An 18,597-nucleotide genomic window follows, 5' to 3' on the forward strand; every position below is an offset into this window, starting at 1 on the left:
ATTGGTTTTATTTTTCGCCAACAGCGGCCAGCTCACAAGATAACTTTACCAGCTCCTGCTGTTGCTGTTGGGCTTTTATTTCACTATGCAGCCGCTCGAAAATCGGGAGATAGGCCGCGCCGTATTTTGCGACAACTTCCGCCGCGATGAAATAAGCACGTTCCAGATTGTCCATAATAATCCTTTCATGAGTGAAAAGCCGGGGCTTATAGCACAACATGTTTCCCCTGTCACAAAAACCTTCCTTTATTGATGGTCTATATTTGCATTCAATAATCACAGTTTTTTTTGACAGGGATAAATAAGTTATTTTATTACAGTGCCTCCTGTTTGAGTGTTGCTGTGCTCATATGTAATCCACATCTGTGAATGGAGGTATTCGTGTTTGAACAACATGAAGACGAACTTTGTCGAGAAAAGGCCGCAAAGTATCTAAGAACCACGCCAAGGACATTGGCGACAATCGACAGCACTAAACAATACGACCTGAAGCCGTTTAAGAAAAAGGATGGCAAAACGTATTATTACCGCAGTGTATTGGACGCATTCGCAGAAGCGGATTTAAAGCCCTAAGCCGATAAGGCGGGAAAGGGCCCCCCCCCGGTCTTTCCCAGAAATCAACATTCTTTTACAATTTTCTGGAGATCGCTATGGACAATGAACAAGCGAAAAGCATTCCGCTTGCCCACATTCAACCAGTTCCGTTTGAAGAAACCATCACCGAAGGTTCTAGCCTGACGGTGGAGGATGCCACGGTCATTAACCATCGAGGTATCATTAATTATTTGCATAGGAACGGTATCCATTACAAAGTGGCAAGACAACATGCCCGACAGGTGCGCGTCTTTAACAGCAAAAAAGGCCGATCATTTCTGGCTGTAGGGATGCGCAATGAGGATAACGGTTGGGAAATACTCAACCCCTATTACTGCGGTACTGTTGGCAAACGAAACATCTTATTTATTCGTGGCACTGATACAAAGCCGGACAGCATTCATTTTTTTAAGGACGCTATGGATTTTCTTTCGGCCGTCATGCAAAATAAGAATGGATGTCCGCTTAGAGGGGATGCATTCATTTGCACTTTTCCCTCTTATTTGGAACTAGTGCCAGCTTATATAAAAGAATACGACTATAAAGCCGCTTTTACATGGATGGACAACACCGAAGCGGGCAGGCTGGCAACCCTTGCCCTACGCGACCTTTTCAAAGCCGAAGAAGGGCTGGAACACTTACCCATGAATTTCCTGTATGCATCGCATCAGGACGTGAATACTTGGCACCGGGCCACGTTAGGCTTGACAGCGGCACTGGAGGGAAAATGAAAACATCCAGCCCTCTTTCTCTTTTCAGTGTTACCGAAGTCGAACTTATCTACCGGAACAAGGTAAGGCCGGAAGATCGAATAATCATCCATCAGGCGGCAAATGCCTATGACGTCCTAATGGATACGTGGGATAGGAACAAAATAGAATTAGTCGAACAGTTCAAAATCCTGCTGCTGGATCAAGGCAATGCCTGCTTGGGGATTGCCGAAATCGCAACAGGTGGCGTAAGCTCCTGTATTGTTGATCCGAAAGTGATCTTCGCCATCGCCCTAAAGGCACGGGCGACGAATATCATCTTGGCGCATAACCACCCGTCCGAGCGGATATGTGCAAGTAGGGCGGACATTGCCATCACGCAAAAGCTCTGCGAGGCTGGCAAATTTATGGATATACGCGTGACGGACCATCTTATCGTCACTCCGCAGCGATATTATTCTTTCGCTGATGAGGGGCTTATGCCGTCCCCATAATCATGATAAGTTTAAAAACTGAACCGAGGGAGGCGCTGCCGCCGCGCCATCCCTCCTTCTCCCTCCCGGCGGGGGTTCCAAACAATGGATACACCAACCTTTACCTTAATATTTAAAAGAGTTATATTAGATGAAATTTATCCTTACCAGACCATGAACATCGAGCGACAAAGTCACATAGATGAGATAATTAATAAGCTAACCTTTTTGAAAGTAAAGGTTCAGTTATCAAATCCTCTTAACCTTACCGATATTAATATAATTTCAGAGAACTTTTATCGCGACCTACTAAATATTATATTTAGTTTGAATCTTGAAAATACGAATATCGCAACCGCGAATGCCGACACAATCGACTTACGCGATGAAAGTACCCGAATTTGTTTCCAGGTAACCTCGACATCAGCCTTAACTAAAACCAAAAAGACTGTAAATGGCTTTATAAAAAATAAGCTATATGAGAAATTTGATCGCTTAATTATTTTAAATATTGTTGCCAAAAGTGACCACCAATCTTCAAAAATAGGTGATCCAAACTTCTACGAATTGGACACCAAAGAAGATATTTGGGACGTAGACTATTTAATTAGACATATACTTAATGAGCCAATAGAGAAAATAAAGGAAGTCTGTGGTTTCCTTAAGAAAGAAATCAAAAGCGAATCAGATCAAACTTTGGCCAAAGAAGTAACAACGTTTATATCTCTAGTCGGCTATCTCAGCGATGATAATCAACCTTCTGCTGGAAACGGTTATATCGAGCAACCAGACCCAGAAGGAAAAATAATGAAAAGATTTTCTGCTCATTCAGACTATTTAATAAAAGAATATCAAGATCTATATACAGAATTTGGCTTAGTTTTGACAGATGTGTTGCAACAATCCGACATAGGACATACAAGAATGCGTAGACTAGGTTTACATCTTAAGCATACTAGTGATTTACTGCTAACGGAGATGAATGATGATCCTAAAATAGCTTTAGAAGCACTAATAGGAAAACATGAAGCTGTTTTGTCTCGTCAAGGTGTTGAGTATAGTTCCAGTGCAGTAAGATTTTTTCTTATTGATCAACTAATAAAATGTAACGTTTTTCCAAATAAGGAAATTTATAATGTCTAATTTAATTTTAAAAGATGAGGAGATAATGAGTTCTCCCTCAATTGTAGGCTATAAAGTACTCGCATTTATGGCAGATAAGAAAGTTAGTAAAATAAGCCTCTTTGATGTAGCGGATCATTTTAAAACTGAAAAATGGTTTAGCCCTAAGAGCCTTTATTTTGCAATGCTATTTTTATTTGCGGTAGATATAATCGACTTTAATAATTCATATATTATAAAGAAATAAGTGATGCTTACAATAACACGCTTATACACAGAGCCGGAAATTATAGCCCCAATAGATTTTACTACTGGATTAAATATTATTTTGGGAGAAAAAGATGATTCCAGTGATAAGCGTAATGGAGTTGGGAAATCACTTTGTATTGAATTTATAAACTTCGCCTTGTTAAAGAGAAGGGTAAATAGTCGCGTTTCATTAATTCCAAAGGAAGTATTTCCTCATGATACCTTTGTTTGCCTAAATTTCAGGATAAATAATAGGCGGTACACGATAAAGCGTTCGCTGCTGGCCTCTGAAACGCCTCTTATAATTGAAGATGGTTATGAAACAGTTTTTGCCAAAGTTGAAGATGCTGTAGCTTTTTTGACTGAAAGGCTATTTTCAAACGCGGAAGATTCATACCCTTCTTTCAGAGCTATGTTGGGCCCATTAATTAGAGATGAACGTTCCGAGTTTAAATCTCTAGTGAATTGTTATGATACAAAACTGAGAATTCCGGAAGATTATGCTCCGCATTTATATTTGCTAGGTATAGACATAGAAGTCTATGAACTAATAAAACAACATATAAAAACAATAGACGATATTAATAAAGACATCAGTCGTATTAAAGAAAACGTTTTGCTGATCCGTCAAAAGAACATCGACGATGCACGCTCTGACTTAAATGAATTAGATGATGAAGTGCATTCAATTGAAGCCAGCATTGATAGGCTGGAGAATCTGGCTGGATACGACATTATAAAAGATGAAATTATAAGTTTAGAAGAACAGATTGAATCAAAAAGGCGGAGGAAGGGGATTTTGAAGGTACAGCTGTCTAAATTAAAACTAGTTTCACAGAAAGTCGATATTACTCCATCAGAAATATCGGAATTCTACGAAGAGCTTCGCAAGGGGTTAGGTGACTTAATTAGTAAAAGTTTAGAAGAAGCTATGAGTTTTAAAGCTAAAATTGATGAATTCCAAAATCGACTTATAAGTGAAAGAAGAGCATCTTTATCTTCAGAAATTTCTGAGATTGATAAAGAGTTGACATCTTTAGATAAACAATATGCTCAACACCTAAAAGTCCTAGACCAATCCGGGGATTTAAAAAACCTTAAACAAACTTATGCAGCGTATAAAGAAAAAGCGGATCAATTATCACAGCTTAGAAGCTTTATAGACCGCTATGATGAGTTAGAAATCCAAAAGCAAAAAGCAAAAACGAAAAAAGAAACAGAACTGCTTAGGCTGCAATCACTTATTCAAATACAAAAGAAAATTATTGATAATTTTCAAAAAACAATATTAGAGATTCATGACTTCATTCAGGGGAATAAGCAAGCCTCTTTTCAATTAAGACAAACAACGAGCAAGCAGATAATTGAGTTATTAATGCGAATTGACAGCGATGGCAGCCACAGTGTAGAGAGAGCAAAGGTTTTTATTTACGATATTGCTCTACTGACAAACTCATACACACAAAATCGCCATCCAGGTTTCCTAATTCACGATAACATTTTTGATGTTGATCAAGATACTCTAACTAAGAGTATTCAGTTTTTAGAAGAAAAAGCTGAATTTCGGGAAACTCAGTACATTTTAACGATCAACTCTGACAGATTGGAGTTAGACGACCAAAATGAGTATAGTGGTCTCACGCCATACATTCGGGCTATATACACAAAACAAAATAGGTTTTTGAAACAGAAATACCAAGAAACTCAATCATCTTAATTAGATAGTTTATACAAAGTTAAGAATGCCAATCTGTCATCCCGGCAAATTGGAAAAAGTCACTAAATCCTGCGTGAATTGATTAAACAAACTTTCTGTTCTCGCTACGAAAGAAACAAAAATCCCATAGAATGCAAGTTCTATGGGATTTTTTAGTTTTATACCTGTCTAAATTGCTATTCACCTTTCCATCCAATATGAGAACAGGTTTTGAACCATTTCTTTAAAAGTTTTTATTTGCATTTATACGCCAGGACGGTACTGCTTATTCATGCAGTTTAACTCATCAATACACACCCCTCCGATGTCAGTTAGCCGCCTGCTCAGGATAAAATATTTTGCTTAATGTTTCATCCAACGCCTTTCCTGACAATGTTTTCCCCACTATAATTCCATCAGGACCGATCAAAAAATTCTGAGGAATTGCCTGGACGCCATATGATTTCGCAGCCGCACTATCCCAAAATTTCAGATCAGAAAGTTGAAGCCATGGAAGTCCGTCATTTTTAACTGCCGCCAACCACAACGCCTTGCTGTCAGACTTATCGAGGGAAATACCGACAATTGTGAAGTTCTGGTCCTTGAATTTATTGTAGACTTTAACCAGGTTTGGGTTTTCTGCCCTGCATGGCCCGCACCAGGAAGCCCAAAAGTCGACCAATACGTATTTACCACGAAATGACGAAAGTTTAACCAGCTTCCCTTCCGCATCGGGTACTTCAAAATCCGGCGCCGGTTGGCCTATTGCAGTCGCTCTCATTTTATCCAGGTTTGCGGCCACTTTCTTACCTTCCTTAGTATTTTTAATTTTGAATGATAAACCGTCGAACAGGGGCTTCACTACATCATAGCGTTGTTCGTAAGCTACTTTGGGAAACAATTCCAGGCTGAGCATTGATGCAGGATGGGACCTGATGAACTTCATATAGGCATCTTTGGTCATGTCACTAAACCGCTTCCGAAAGCCTTCCAGTCTGGCCTCGTAATCCTTCGTGGCCTGCGGTGATACCTTTCCTGTCATGAATTGCCTGTCTTCATCGGTCATTTGTGCAAAGCCGGCATCCACCAGGCTATTAAGATCACTATAATCATTATTCCTGGGCGTTCCGGTTACCTGAACCCCTTCTACTGTAGCTCCGTTCGTTTTAACATGAATGTTACCCGGCTCAAGATAAACGGGTACCTGTTCAAGGCTGTTAGTTCTCCCAACACCTTTCGTATCAAAGATTAATGTAGCGGATACCGGCGAAGTGGTCGCCCTGCCGGCAAATCTGAAAGCACCATTCTTCAATTCAACGGAATCAATAATGGATTTACCCTCCATTGTATACTCCAGGTATGCCTTTTCAGGAGCGTTGCCCGTGCCATATTTGCCATTGATAGTAAATTTATTATTACTCTGGGCGAAAGCTGTCAACGGCACTATTGACAAACCGGCTATAATTAACTTTCTCAATTTAGACAGGATTAATTAGGATTCAGAAATCGAATTATAAAAAGAATGGCAATGGGTGATTAAATCCCTTACCATCAGGAAAAACGTCTCTCATTTAGTCAAACAGTTCCATCAGCTTTGCTTCCAGCTCTTTCCCATGGAGATCTTTGGCAACAATTACACCTTTTTTATCGACTAGAAAATTCCTGGGAATAGCTTTAATCTGATATTTCTTAGTAACAGGAGAATCAAATCCCTTCAGGTCTGCCAGGTTGGTCCAGGTATAACCATCCTTCTCTATTGCCTTTTTCCAGGCAGCAGCGTCCGTATCGAGAGAAACGCCAATTACACCCAGTCCTTTGGCCCTATACCTGGCGTAAAGCGGAATAAGCGCTTTTGCCTGCATTCTGCATGGCGAACACCAACTGGCCCAGAAATCAATAAATGTGTACCTATTATGGGAGATGATTGTTTTGGTGTAGATTTTTTCCCCTTTTACATCCGGCAGCGCAAAGTCCTCATACTGTACTGCTTCCCGCATACCCGGCGCCTGTATATTTTTTTCATTTTCAGCAGTAACAGTAATGCCATTAGCATCATTGACAATCAGCGTATACTCCTTTGAGGAAGGAGGAAGACACATTTGATTATTACATGCCATATACCTGATCCGGAAATGCAATACTGTCTTCTCATCTGCCTTGAGTTTGATAGTTTGTGAAAACGTAACACCCTTCGCGTAATAAGCCACCGTTTCCCCGGCAACAGAAGCTGCTCCTTTTTCCTCCATCTGTCCTATCAACTGAACATTCGGATTTTCTCCCCATGTAATGGTAGTAGGCATTCCCATCCCTCCATCATAAGACTGTGGATAAATATGAAATGGTTCGTTGATAGACGCCACGAAGGCAATCTTAAAAGTGAGCGGCGCTATTGAGTCGCTTTGGAACTTCCATGAAACCGGGTGATTGTCCTGCGCAATGCCGGACAAAGCTGCCAGACTGGTCAATATCAAAAAAATCACTCTTCTCATAAATACTTTTTGCAGGGCAAAGGCCACCTTCGTTTAAATTCAGTTATTAATTGCATTACCCTTTATACCGGGATTTTGTGATCTCCACCATGGACTTCAGTTTATAGTACTCCCTATCTGTAGAACCAGCGTAACCAGAACTAAAGAATCTTATATTGCCCAATGGGTCAAATATGATTTTAGTGGGTGTTCCCTGGACATCAAAGAACTTGTTTTCCTCATCTTGTAAAACATCGAGGGCGATTCCTTTTTTCTTCACGAAAGTTTTCACGGTAGCCCTGTCCTCAAACAGGCTTACCACAAACATTTGAAATACATCTTTTTTATAATCTGCCACCACTCGCTCAAATCCGCTGAAGGCGGCTACACATGGGGTACATCCTGTAGACCAGAAATCAAGGGCCAGCACCTTGTTCCTATAATCCCTCAGATGAACGACTTTTCCATCCAGGTCCGGCAATGATACCTCTTCTACAGGTTTCGTGGCGTGGAAAAGCGTAAACATTTTACCATCTCCTCCCGGGGTTGGAACTGCACCATCGAGCGTTTTTTTGGGTGATGCTATGTACAATTTTTCCACTTCCTTATAACAGTGATGGTATGCTTCATCTTTCAGGGATTTAAGATATTTGTCAAATCCGTTTTCGGTACCTTTTACCTTTTTATATACCAACCTGAATGTATTAACCATAACCGGGTTTGACTCCGCCTCCCTGAATGCTTTACTCAGGGTATCGAATGCCACCTGGTACTTTCCCGCAGCAAACATCACTACCCCATACCGGTTCAGGTAGTTGGATTTGGCATCTTTGAAATAGTGCATTTCGCGCATACCGTCTTTTACTTCGGAAGATTTCGCTAATAACTGTAATGCCTTATCTGTATTTCCCAGTTGGGCATTTGCGGCTGCGTTTATTTCCATAACGGTCTGTATTCTGCCAATTCCGTCTTTCATTGCTCCCGTGTTCAGATCTTCCAATATACCGGCTGAAACCTTTTCCACTTCGCCCCGGTTGGTATTTGCATCAAATAGATTATCCAGCGCATAAGTCAGAGACAGGAATTGAAGTACGTTGAATTTTGGCCTGGTGTTTTTATAAAACCAATAACGTTCAAAGTTTCCTTTGGCAAGCCATCCCATAGCCAGCTGCGCACGGTATTCCTCATACATGGATGGTTTGGCGGGGTCTATTGGATTTGCCTTCAGCATTTCATTGTATTGCTTCTCCTGGTCTTCCACGTTTACTATGGAAGTAAAATCCTGAAAGTTATACTTCGCAGATGGCGATTGCTGCGCGAAGACGGAACCGGAAATCAGCAACAGCAAGATTAACTTTTTCATTTTCATCATATTCAGATTAAACGGTATTAAAAATTTTGAACTATTACGATTGAATTTCCTGGCAGGTAAATACGGAACAACTGCAAGCTGCCATTGAATTACCAGTTCTATTCATTTTCCACCAATCCCTTGTTTGCGGCCAGCATCCTTTCCCCGAACTTCAGGGCAAATCTCGCGGGCCTGAGCGTATAGGTAGCCACTACGTTGCCGGCGTCATCATACAGTTTATGTGTGTAGTTAACTGTATTGCTGTAAACCGGGTCAACTGAAAGCCGGCGCATATCCCACCAGCGCATGCCGGAGGTGGCGAATTCACGAATACGTTCATCAAGGATATAACGGACCAATGCCTCTTTGTTTTCGGCTATATTAGCAGGTACCGTGGCGATATTGGCAGGCATTCTTTTGGACCGCAGCATTTCGAGATCGCTCTTTGCCCCCACAAGGTCGCCTGCCCTTGCTTTAAGCTCTGCGCGCATCAGGTAGAGGTCAGGTAATGAGGGGCCGATTTCCAACCCGGAAAAAAGTGATGCGGAGTAGCGTCTCATTCCTCCAGGAAAGGTTTTGTCGGGATTAAACATTTCAGTTCCCGAGAACAGTTTCAGGCGTTTATCTGCCGGATCGTACAAGGCGGCCGTTTCTGGAGAAAACACATAGGTATTGGCTTGTTGCAGCTGAAAATTAATCATACTGAGATTGTATATCACCTGTGCGTTATTGGCAGCCAACGGATAATTTGAAAGTCCGAAACCGAAGTCAGGAAACCATGAATTATCGTTATCAGGATCAAGCACTACGTTATAATCGTATAGCGCGAGCGGCACTTCAGCTTTGCCAAGCTCCGCGAATGCAGCATCCACATGTGCGCTGGCCTCGCTGAACTTTGCCATATACAGATAAACACGGCCCAATATAAATTCTGCCGCCAGCCTGGAAAATTTTCGTCTGTGTGTTAATGGACCAAGGTCTGGCAAGGCATCTGTTAAATCCTTTATGATAAAATCGTAACATTCCTGTACAGAGGCCCTTACAAAGGTTGTTTGGGTCACATCTGCCTTTGTTAGCAGCGGCACCCCCAGATCGGTAGCAGCTGTAGCAGCATTATAGGGCAACGAAAAATCATTCAGAAAATAAAGATGGCAAAGCGCCCTTCCCACTTTGGCTTCTGCGAGAATGGCACGTTTTTGCTGATCGGTCCCTCCCTGCGATTGCATCACTTCGTTTATGACTTTATTAAAGGTATAATTGTTGGTCAGTGGCCAGGTTTCATTGGGAAGCTGATCTTCATCATATACCCTTGCTTCAAACCTGAACAACCTTTGCGTCCTGATCTGGGCCGCATCCATGTAGGTTGCCTGGGCTGCCATTTCATCACCCATATACAAAGACGGAGGATAGGAAACCTGCAAGCTCACTGCATTCATTAATTGCTCGTAGTCCGGCGTCATTTTTGCCACACGGGAGCCTTTAGGCTCAATTTCCAAAAAGTCTTTGGAGCATGAGGTCTGAAGCATCAACGATATAAACAGAATGGGTAATAATGCCCTATGAATGGATTTCATCATCTTAAGCAGGTTTAATTAAAGAGTAATGTGTGCGCCAACTGTGAATGTACCTTGTCCTATACGGATATTTCTGACACCTGCAGGCGACTGAAACTCCGGATCGATCCCGAAGTGGTTCTTTTTCCAGAGCATAAGATTGGATACCTGTGCCCTGAAAGTCAATCCTTCCGCGTGCAGTCTCCGGACCAATGTCTTACCTACATCATAGGAAAGCGTGATCTCCCTGATCTTTGCATAAGACGCATCAAATGAATTCAGGTTGGAGTAGGTGTAGTAATAGATATTTCTGCCGTTGTCGATGGTACTGTTATAGGCATACCTGGGGATATTGGTTTTATTTTCATCTCCCGGTGCCTTCCAGCGATTAGCAAATTCGGGTTGAAGCGTGTTCTGATAAAGGGGGTCCTGCCAAAAATTATTAAAATCCCGGAACAATACATGTCCTAAGTTAAAGCTGATATTAATTCCCAATTGAAACCGCCTGTAATAAAATGTGTTGAAGAATCCACCTGTCACGATGGGTTGAGAAGTTCCTGCCAAATGAACGTCTTCCGGCTTGGAGCCATTTTTATCAGACAGTATTTTTCCATCGGCCTGGATGATCTGCGGATCTCCCGCAGCGTTAAGTCCGCCGTTGATGAATTCAAATACAGCGTATGCAGGTTTGCCTTCCATAAAGGATGTTCCAATCATTCCTGTACCGGTTGTAATGGCGGTTGCCGTCGCCATCCTTGTTATCTTATTTTTGTTGTACGACAGGTTCAGGACTGTATTCCAGTTGAAATCCCGGGAAATGACATTAAGCGATGTCAGGCTAAACTCAAATCCTTTATTTTCAAGGTCCCCGTAATTACCGATAACAGTTGCATATCCGGTCAGCGGCGCCGTCATCAATGAGCCGATCAGGTTATTGGTCCTTTTTATATATCCGTCTATCGAACCGCCCAATCTGCCACCGAGCACTGTAAAATCCAGTCCTGCATTATAGACAGTGGTTCCCTCCCAGGTAAGCCTGTCGTTGCCGGGAGTTCCTATAACCAAACCAACTCCTGTTACATAGTTTACGTTCGATGAATCTTTCAGGATATCGAATGATGCTGCCTGAGCAGGCTTGGGTGCATTCCCTGTTATGCCATAGGTAAATCTCAGGTGGAGGCGGTCCAGCCATGTAAATGATTTCATAAAATCTTCCCTGTTCAGCAACCATTTACCGCCTATGCTATAAACGGGTCTGTTCTGAGCAGCTTTGGCAAGACCGAATAAGTTGCTCTCATCAATCCTCCAACTCGCATTCAGTGCATACTTCCATTGGTACATGTATCCCAATGTAGAATAGTAAGAGGTGGTCCTTGCGATAGCCCCTTCTCCTCCACCCACATTATTTGATCGTAACACTCTTCCCAGCAGGCCGGATACCGTTCCGGTAATCCCTTTCATGAGTGTATCAATATTTACCGGACGGGAAACCTGCAACTGATCATCCCATCCATAGTAAGTAGCGTATGATGTCAATGGTGTGGAACTTGTAGCTTCCTGTCCTGCCATTACCGTTAGCTGGTGCGGGTCCCAGTTCCGATCAAATATCAGCTGATTTCTTACCGTCCAGTTTTTCTGAGACGCATTATTTACATTGAGCGTCCCTCCATCCTTTGGCAACCAATACCTGGGCGTGCTGTTTACAGTTGGTGCCTGTGTAAAACCTACCAGCTGGTCCCTTACCGCGTAACTTTCCTGGTACTGAACTGTCCTGTTGTTTCTTGCAAACGTCTGGTAGCCATAAGTACCTTCAAAGCGAAGTCCTTTCAGCAATTGTAATTTCGCGCTTCCCACCACTCTTCCGGATATACTGCTGCTCTTTGAATATCCCCTGTTAAACTCATCAAGCGGAACGTAGTCCAGGTTAACCCGGCTTCTGGCAGCATAATCAAGCCTGAGAGAATCACTGTAATTTCCCATGAAATTCACCGCCAGCGGATTTCCTGCATTATCGCGGAACCGCTGATAAGGTACGATGGAAACATCCGGGGCCAGCACTCCTATACCCAGATTTGAGGTACTTGCTACAGTATTAGTGAGATCGGTGACTACCGATAATTGTAATTTTTTATTGAAATTGAAATCCTGTCTGACATTCAACTTATACGAATTGTTCCGTTCACCTGGTGTGCTGCTTTGAATACCGGTATAGCTCAGCGATCCATAAAAACTGTAGATGTCACCGCCTCCTGAAAGGGAAACCGTATGATTAGTTGCGGCTGCATTTCTGTAAAAAATACTGGAAATTTCACTCCTGTTATCGATGGCAGCCAAACTATCCAGCGCCTTGTCCGCCTGCGCACCGGTGATCAGCCCCCGATACGCATCATATTGAATCTGCAGGTGCGGAGGAACCGGAGCAAGGGTCTGTACTGCATTCCAGTCATAATAAGGCGCAAATTGAGGAAAGATTTCTTTTGCGGTAGCGATAAAATCCCGGCTGTTCATTTTCGGGATATAGGACAGATCCGGTTTACCCTGGAAATTATAATAACCGTCGTAATCGACCCGTAGTTTTTGTCCTGTTTTACCTTTTTTGGTAGTAATAACAATTACCCCGTTCGCCGCTTTTGCGCCCCAGATAGAAGCTGCGGAGGCATCTTTCAGCACAGTTATATCCTCAATATCCTGTGGATTGATATTAGCGATGGGATTAGAGATGTTCATAATATTACTGCGGGATGCGTCACTGGTATTATCACCCGGTAATTCCACACCGTCTACCACGATCAATGGCGACCTGGTGGAGTTGAGGGAAGTCAGACCCCGAACCAGCAACGGCTCTCCGCCCGGTGCATTGTTTACCACCAGGCCGGGCACAAGCCCGTCCAGTCTTTGAAGAATATTAGTACTACTGGACCTGTTGGCAACAGTGCCCATGTCCACTTTCGCTACTGCCCCCGTATTTCGTTCCCTGGTAATATTCTGATAACCTGTAGAAACAATTTCAATAGATCCCAGCTTTTGTTCCGAAGGCGCCAGAATAACCGAAATCATTTCCACATCGTTCACCTTCACCTCTTTTTCATTGAACCCAATGAAGCTTATTATCAACGCTGCGCCTTTTTCCGCTTCTATATGAAACGTTCCCTTTTCATCACTCACGGCTACTACCTGGCTGCCTTTAATACGGATGGTAGCACCGGGCAGCGGGTTTTTATCAGAGTCCGTGATTAATCCCGACACTTTCGTTTTAGGCTCCGCAGCAGCGGATAAATTTCCATTTTTATCGGATGCGCCAATATCTTTGCGCATCACTACCACATTCCCCTGCTTTATCTCGAAAACAAGTTTCTCCGGCTTCAAAATGGCAGTAAGGAAATCGTCCAATGGCATTTGCTGTGCTTCAATAGTCACAGGATGCGCATTCTTAATATGTTCATCATTATAGAAAACAGTTACTCCCGTCTGTTTCTCAATAATTTTAAACACGTTACGCAAAGGCTCTTTGTGTAATTTGGCAGTGATAGATTGCGCCAGTCCTATGGCTTGTACCTGAATTAGGAAAACAGTTAATAAAACAAAAGTTAGTTTCATCGTAAACCCTATTTTGGTTGATATTGGACGGCAGGAGAACCCACGCCAGGGTACTCCCAGCCTCCACGGCTGGTTTAAAGCAGAAAAACGCATACTCTCTAAATAATTTTGGTTGGTTTTTGTATTTACATACCAGATCATTACCGGAGATATACCGGCATGCATGTTCTTTACTAAGCGGCCTGCTCAATGCGTTATTAATAACACCTGATGAATGGCCAGTTAATAGCCATCAGGGAAGTATAATTAATGTCCTGTTATCTTCCAGTTTGTAGTGAAGTCCCACGTTGCCCAGAAAATACAGAACATCGGTAAAGGGAAGGCTCCTCTTAATAGTACCGCCCAACTGCACTTTCGGAACTGTCTGCGGATAGATTACTTCAATATCATACCACCTCGCAAGTTGCCGCATAACCTCTTCCAGCGGAACATCATTAAAGTCAAAGACGCCGTTTTTCCAGGCAACAACCGAAGCCGCATTTACATCGTCAAAAACCTGAATAGGTCTGTTTCCGGTGGTTGTGAGCGCCTGTTGTCCGGGCTTCAGCAGTTTGTTGGCTGCCCCTTTCATTGATACCCGTATCGCTCCATCCAACAGCGTGGTTCGAACAGATTGCTCATTTTCATATGCATTCACGTTAAAACTTGTTCCGAGCACTTCAACAGAAGTTCCGCCATTAACCTCTACCCTGAAAGGAATAGAAGGGTTTTGGGCTACTTCCATGTACGCTTCTCCGGTAACACTAATAAGTCTTTCCTTACCCGTGAATACTACCGGGTATTTAACGGAGCTTTCCGCGTTCAACCACACGGCGGTCCCATCTGATAACCTAAGCCGGAACTGCTTTCCCTTCGGGGTGGATATTGTATTATACTGAACTTCCGAACCTGTTTTTTCGTACTCAAATACCCCGTTGGTGACTTTGGCAACTGTCCCGCCCTGTAATGTTATCCGGCCATTTTTAACAGTATCCAAAAGTACCTGTGATCCGTCTGATAAGGTAATCAGAACGCCGCTTTTCTCCTGTTGCACATTTGATATCGACTGCACAACACCAGTTGGTACTTCCGATTGCTTTTGGTGATATAAATAATAGGTACCAACACCAATTATCAATGCCACAGAAGCCGCTACCGCCCAACTCCATTTCCGTATGAACGGATTCCTGTGACTAACAAGCATACCCTTCCCTGTTTCCCTATCAACAGGAACCTCTCTGCCGGGATAGCGATCCAGGATATTTTTGATCATCATTTGCTGCCGGACTTCACTAAAAAGGCCTTCATCCTCTATTTTTTCCCACATGTCCTCCAGTACAGGAATGATTTCCTGTTCAGTGGAAGCTGATTGCAACATATCAATAAGCTCCTGTCTTTCTGCTTCGGTAAACTGGTCATCTGACCATCGCTCCAATAGGTATTTTAGTCTGCTATTCACAGTCAATCAATTTATCTCAACAGATATGATCCACCTTTATCTTAGGAGAAGGTTTCTGTAAAAAAGGGGGTATTCCAATGGAAAAAAAATTTACAATTTTATAATCAGGAACGAAATTATGATTGGCAGGCCATTATTTCTGATGTAGTCAACGATAGAAGAGGAAGCAATCTGGAGGTATTTTTTTACGGTTTCCCGGCTAATCTGCATTTCCTCTGCTATTTCGGCATATTTTTTCCCTTCTAGCCGGGCAAGCGTCCAAACTTTCTTTTGCTGCGCCGGGAGCCGGTCAACCGCATTTTTCACCAATATATCGTACCCTTCCTTTAAAGAGGCCTCGTCCTGTACCTCCAGGCCGTCGGCCGCAGTTTGTGTAATTTGATGCCACTCCTCCCGTTTTTTGTACTCCCTGTCGATGTTCTTCAGCATCCTGACTGCATGATGCCGCGAGATTACGAACAACCAGGAACGAAAGCTTTCCACTTCTCTCAGAGATTCCCTTGTCAGCCATAGCTGAGTGAAAATTTCCTGTACCACATCGGAAGCTATATCCTGATCTTTGGTAATTTTGACCAGGTATGTAAAAAGAAGGCCGGAATACGCTTTCACAAGCATAGCAAACGCCTGCTCGTCCCCTTCAGAGATCTGTAGCAGCAGTTGGCGGTCACTGTTATGTTTAATGCCTGACAATTAATAAGTTGATTGATCCGAATTAGCCACAATGTTATAAAAAATTTCACACAGTTAGTATTAGTCTTTGGCTCATAATATAACTTCGGCAAATCAGACCTGTGATCTTAAAACAAGATAGTGATTTTCCGGACTTCTTCTCATTCAGCCAGTAATCCGGTTGCCGGCTTCAGGATGGTATCAACAGGGCTGAACAGGAAACCTGAGGAAGTGACATAATAAAAGCTACCAAAAGTATGATCACCGGTATTCTGCGGGATCGCTTCATTGTATTTTATTCCCCGGAATAACAGCAGTGGCCTCAATTTCCAGTAAAACATCATCCCGAAATAACCTGCTCACCTGCACCAGCGTGCTGGCCGGCGGATGTTGTACATCCACATATTTATCCCTGACTGCGCGAAGTGTTTTCAGATTTTTGGTGTCCAGTATGAAATAGGATAGTTTCACGATGTCCGACATCTTTCCGCCGGACGCTTCTATAATTTTTTGAATATTGACAAAAACCTGCTCTGCCTGTTGCTCAAAATTATCTTTTCCTACCAGTTCTCCTTTAACATTCAATGGCACCTGCCCTGAAAGGATGATCATTTTACCCGTTCCCAGGTTGATAACAGCTGCCTGTGAATATCCGTTGGGTTTAGCCACTTCTGAAGGATTTATGAGGTGAACTGTTGACTTGTCCGATTGGGCATTGGCAAATGATGTAACCAACAACAGGGTTACAGCTACTGAAATAAATTGTTTTCTCATAGCGTTGGATAGTTTATTTCAAGATAGCTATTTATGGGCGATTGATCATCTTCGACTTGTCGTCATTAAGTTTTTAAATATATTGTTGATCTAAACCCACAGGTCTGGTTAAACAGTCCAAACATTTTAAAAGTATTTCAAATGGGATTGATCATTTGTCCAAACTGCCGGGAACAGGCATTTACCTGGTCCTATGATGAAGAAAACACTCCCCCTACAACATGGAATTGTTCCAACTGCAGCTATATTGCATGGGAAGATGAATCCTTTGAGAGGATATGTGTTACCTGCGGTACAAAAAGTGAAATGAGGCTGAAAGATGAAGTCAAAATTTACTGGTACTGTCATGTTTGCGAAAAGACCACGTTAATTGCAGAAAAATAGTCCCCTGAATTTTAGAGAAACGCAGAGACCATCGCCGTTAGCAGCGCTGTCTTTGTGGTTAAAGCTGTATGCATTGTTCCTGGCAATATGGCCAGTTGCGATGCAGGCATGGACAATTCTCCAAGAGTACCACCGCCCAACAGCCTAAACAATGCCACCGCATGCTCTGGCTGAACGATATCCGCATCGCCGGCAATGATCAACGCCGGCGCTTTTATATGGCTGATGTCATCAGCAGGCCAGTCCTGCAATGCTTTGTTGAAAGCTGTTACTTTAGCCAGATGTCTGGGCCAGTCTTCCGGCCTCGGTGCTGTCCGGAGGTATTCGGTTTCATAGGGTGTGCCTTTCAGGCCTTCAACGGTAAGCAGCGACTCCAGTCCGCTGAGTTGCGGATGACGTCCATTACTATTGAAGGTACAGGAAGCCAGGATGAGCTTACCAACCAGCGAAGGCTTACGCATGGCGATCTGTAAGGCCACACCGGCTCCGGTGCTATAGCCAAAAAAATCCGCATTGTTTATTTCCAGCACCTGCGATAATGTTATCACATCATCTGCTAATTGCTCATAAGAAAGCGGGCGTTCCGGGATATCGGCAGTATGGCCATAGCCCTGGAATTCGAGGACAATGACCTGCCTGTCCGCCGCCAGCAGCGGAATGAGGCTTCCAAAGGCAGTACCTACTCCGGAGACGGCTCCGGGCAGCAGGAAAAGAGGTCTTCCCTGGCCATGTACCTCATAGTACATTTTTAATCCGTTTACGTTGGCGTAACATCCGCGACTTTCTACATTCATCATAGCTTTCTGTTTTTGTTATCACAAAGCTCGGAAGCAGTAAGCAAACGATTCTTGGTTTACACCAACATCAGATTTTTACCTGATTAAATAATTTACTGAAGTTTGTCGGGTCTATGCCCAGATAGGAGGCGATATACTTATGTGGCACCAGCTGCAGCAACTGCGGGCTCTTCCTGCAAAACGACCGATAACGTTCTTCTATGGTCATGGCACGCAGGTTAATATGAAGGTCTACCATATCCGCGAGCATGGCTTCTATCATCCGCCGGAAAAGCCTTTCTATTGCCCGGGACTGGTCAAGCAGTTTTTGCAGCTGCTCATAACTGAGATACGCCAATTCACTGTCTGTCAGACAGGTGATAAAATATTTGGAAGGCACCTGAAACGAGAAGGATTCCGCGATGGCACACAGTCCCGGGAAATAGCTGAAGTCGATGACATAGGTTTTATCATCGGTATCAAAGTAAGCCATCTGTACACCGCTCTTGACGAAATACAGTTCCCGTTGGACTTGTCCGGGCATGATAATGGATTCTCCTTTTTTAAAGGAACGAGGCTGTAGATGCTCCGTTAGCAGATTGTAATCCGCCAGACTGATATCATGAAATTGTTTGAAGTAGTTGTAGCGTTCCATACCAGTCGGTCTTGGAACAAATATAGGCAAGTTCAGCTATAAGGTTGTTTGCGCTGGTTTAAGACATAATTTCCTCATGTTTTATACC

General features: G+C 43.1%; 16 protein-coding genes. 5 read left to right on the forward strand and 11 right to left on the reverse strand.

Features of this window, described 5'->3' with window-relative positions; genetic code table 11:
- Positions 1 to 7: 7 nt before the first annotated feature.
- A complete protein-coding gene (locus tag ACTJJS_RS22800) occupies positions 8 to 175 on the reverse strand; it encodes a hypothetical protein (RefSeq protein ID WP_440665350.1) in 168 nt (55 codons plus the stop codon).
- A 475-nt stretch (positions 176 to 650) separates the two neighbouring features.
- Here ACTJJS_RS22800 and ACTJJS_RS22805 point away from each other — a divergent pair, with 475 nt between their 5' ends.
- The 5 genes from ACTJJS_RS22805 (at position 651) to ACTJJS_RS22825 (ending at position 4,865) form a co-directional block, all read left to right on the forward strand.
- Positions 651 to 1,325, forward strand: a complete 675-nt coding sequence (locus tag ACTJJS_RS22805; RefSeq protein WP_440665351.1) for a hypothetical protein — start codon at positions 651 to 653, stop codon at positions 1,323 to 1,325.
- Positions 1,322 to 1,798 carry a JAB domain-containing protein gene (locus ACTJJS_RS22810; protein ID WP_440665352.1) on the forward strand — a complete coding sequence of 159 codons (477 nt, stop codon included), beginning with the start codon at positions 1,322 to 1,324 and terminating at the stop codon, positions 1,796 to 1,798. The genes ACTJJS_RS22805 and ACTJJS_RS22810 overlap by 4 nt, the downstream gene beginning before the upstream one ends.
- 84 nt (positions 1,799 to 1,882) lie before the next feature.
- A complete protein-coding gene (locus ACTJJS_RS22815) occupies positions 1,883 to 2,920 on the forward strand; it encodes an SMEK domain-containing protein (protein ID WP_440665353.1) in 1,038 nt (345 codons plus the stop codon).
- On the forward strand, positions 2,913 to 3,146 hold the full coding sequence (locus tag ACTJJS_RS22820; protein WP_440665354.1) for a hypothetical protein: 234 nt from the start codon (positions 2,913 to 2,915) through the stop codon (positions 3,144 to 3,146). The genes ACTJJS_RS22815 and ACTJJS_RS22820 overlap by 8 nt, the downstream gene beginning before the upstream one ends.
- A gap of 3 nt (positions 3,147 to 3,149) precedes the next feature.
- Positions 3,150 to 4,865, forward strand: coding sequence for a DUF2326 domain-containing protein (locus ACTJJS_RS22825; RefSeq protein WP_440665355.1), 1,716 nt, complete (start codon positions 3,150 to 3,152; stop codon positions 4,863 to 4,865).
- Positions 4,866 to 5,172: 307 nt separating this feature from the next.
- On the opposite strand, the gene ACTJJS_RS22830 is transcribed toward ACTJJS_RS22825, so the two are convergent.
- The 10 genes from ACTJJS_RS22830 to ACTJJS_RS22875 all read right to left on the reverse strand — a co-directional run bounded on the left by ACTJJS_RS22830 (position 5,173) and on the right by ACTJJS_RS22875 (position 18,509).
- A complete protein-coding gene (locus ACTJJS_RS22830; RefSeq protein WP_440665356.1) occupies positions 5,173 to 6,321 on the reverse strand; it encodes a redoxin domain-containing protein in 1,149 nt (382 codons plus the stop codon).
- Between the two features lie 94 nt (positions 6,322 to 6,415).
- Positions 6,416 to 7,333 (reverse strand): peroxiredoxin family protein, encoded by a 918-nt coding sequence (locus ACTJJS_RS22835; protein WP_440665357.1) that lies wholly within the window; start codon positions 7,331 to 7,333, stop codon positions 6,416 to 6,418.
- Between the two features lie 55 nt (positions 7,334 to 7,388).
- A complete protein-coding gene (locus ACTJJS_RS22840; protein WP_440665358.1) occupies positions 7,389 to 8,675 on the reverse strand; it encodes a TlpA family protein disulfide reductase in 1,287 nt (428 codons plus the stop codon).
- A 107-nt stretch (positions 8,676 to 8,782) separates the two neighbouring features.
- Positions 8,783 to 10,240: a RagB/SusD family nutrient uptake outer membrane protein gene (locus ACTJJS_RS22845; protein WP_440665359.1), complete on the reverse strand. Its 1,458-nt coding sequence runs from the start codon at positions 10,238 to 10,240 to the stop codon at positions 8,783 to 8,785.
- Between the two features lie 15 nt (positions 10,241 to 10,255).
- Positions 10,256 to 13,813 carry a SusC/RagA family TonB-linked outer membrane protein gene (locus ACTJJS_RS22850; protein ID WP_440665360.1) on the reverse strand — a complete coding sequence of 1,186 codons (3,558 nt, stop codon included), beginning with the start codon at positions 13,811 to 13,813 and terminating at the stop codon, positions 10,256 to 10,258.
- Positions 13,814 to 14,045: 232 nt separating this feature from the next.
- Entirely contained in the window at positions 14,046 to 15,251 is a 1,206-nt protein-coding gene (locus ACTJJS_RS22855) for a FecR family protein (protein WP_440665361.1), read from the reverse strand.
- Positions 15,252 to 15,341: 90 nt separating this feature from the next.
- Entirely contained in the window at positions 15,342 to 15,941 is a 600-nt protein-coding gene (locus tag ACTJJS_RS22860; protein ID WP_440665362.1) for an RNA polymerase sigma factor, read from the reverse strand.
- Between the two features lie 264 nt (positions 15,942 to 16,205).
- On the reverse strand, positions 16,206 to 16,694 hold the full coding sequence (locus ACTJJS_RS22865; RefSeq protein ID WP_440665363.1) for a RidA family protein: 489 nt from the start codon (positions 16,692 to 16,694) through the stop codon (positions 16,206 to 16,208).
- Positions 16,695 to 17,089: 395 nt separating this feature from the next.
- A complete protein-coding gene (locus ACTJJS_RS22870; protein WP_440665364.1) occupies positions 17,090 to 17,875 on the reverse strand; it encodes an alpha/beta fold hydrolase in 786 nt (261 codons plus the stop codon).
- A gap of 67 nt (positions 17,876 to 17,942) precedes the next feature.
- Positions 17,943 to 18,509, reverse strand: coding sequence for a Crp/Fnr family transcriptional regulator (locus tag ACTJJS_RS22875; protein ID WP_440665365.1), 567 nt, complete (start codon positions 18,507 to 18,509; stop codon positions 17,943 to 17,945).
- Between the last annotated feature and the right edge of the window lie 88 nt (positions 18,510 to 18,597).

Source organism: Chitinophaga sp. 22308 (genome assembly GCF_052045305.1).
Classification (GTDB): domain Bacteria; phylum Bacteroidota; class Bacteroidia; order Chitinophagales; family Chitinophagaceae; genus Chitinophaga; species Chitinophaga varians_A.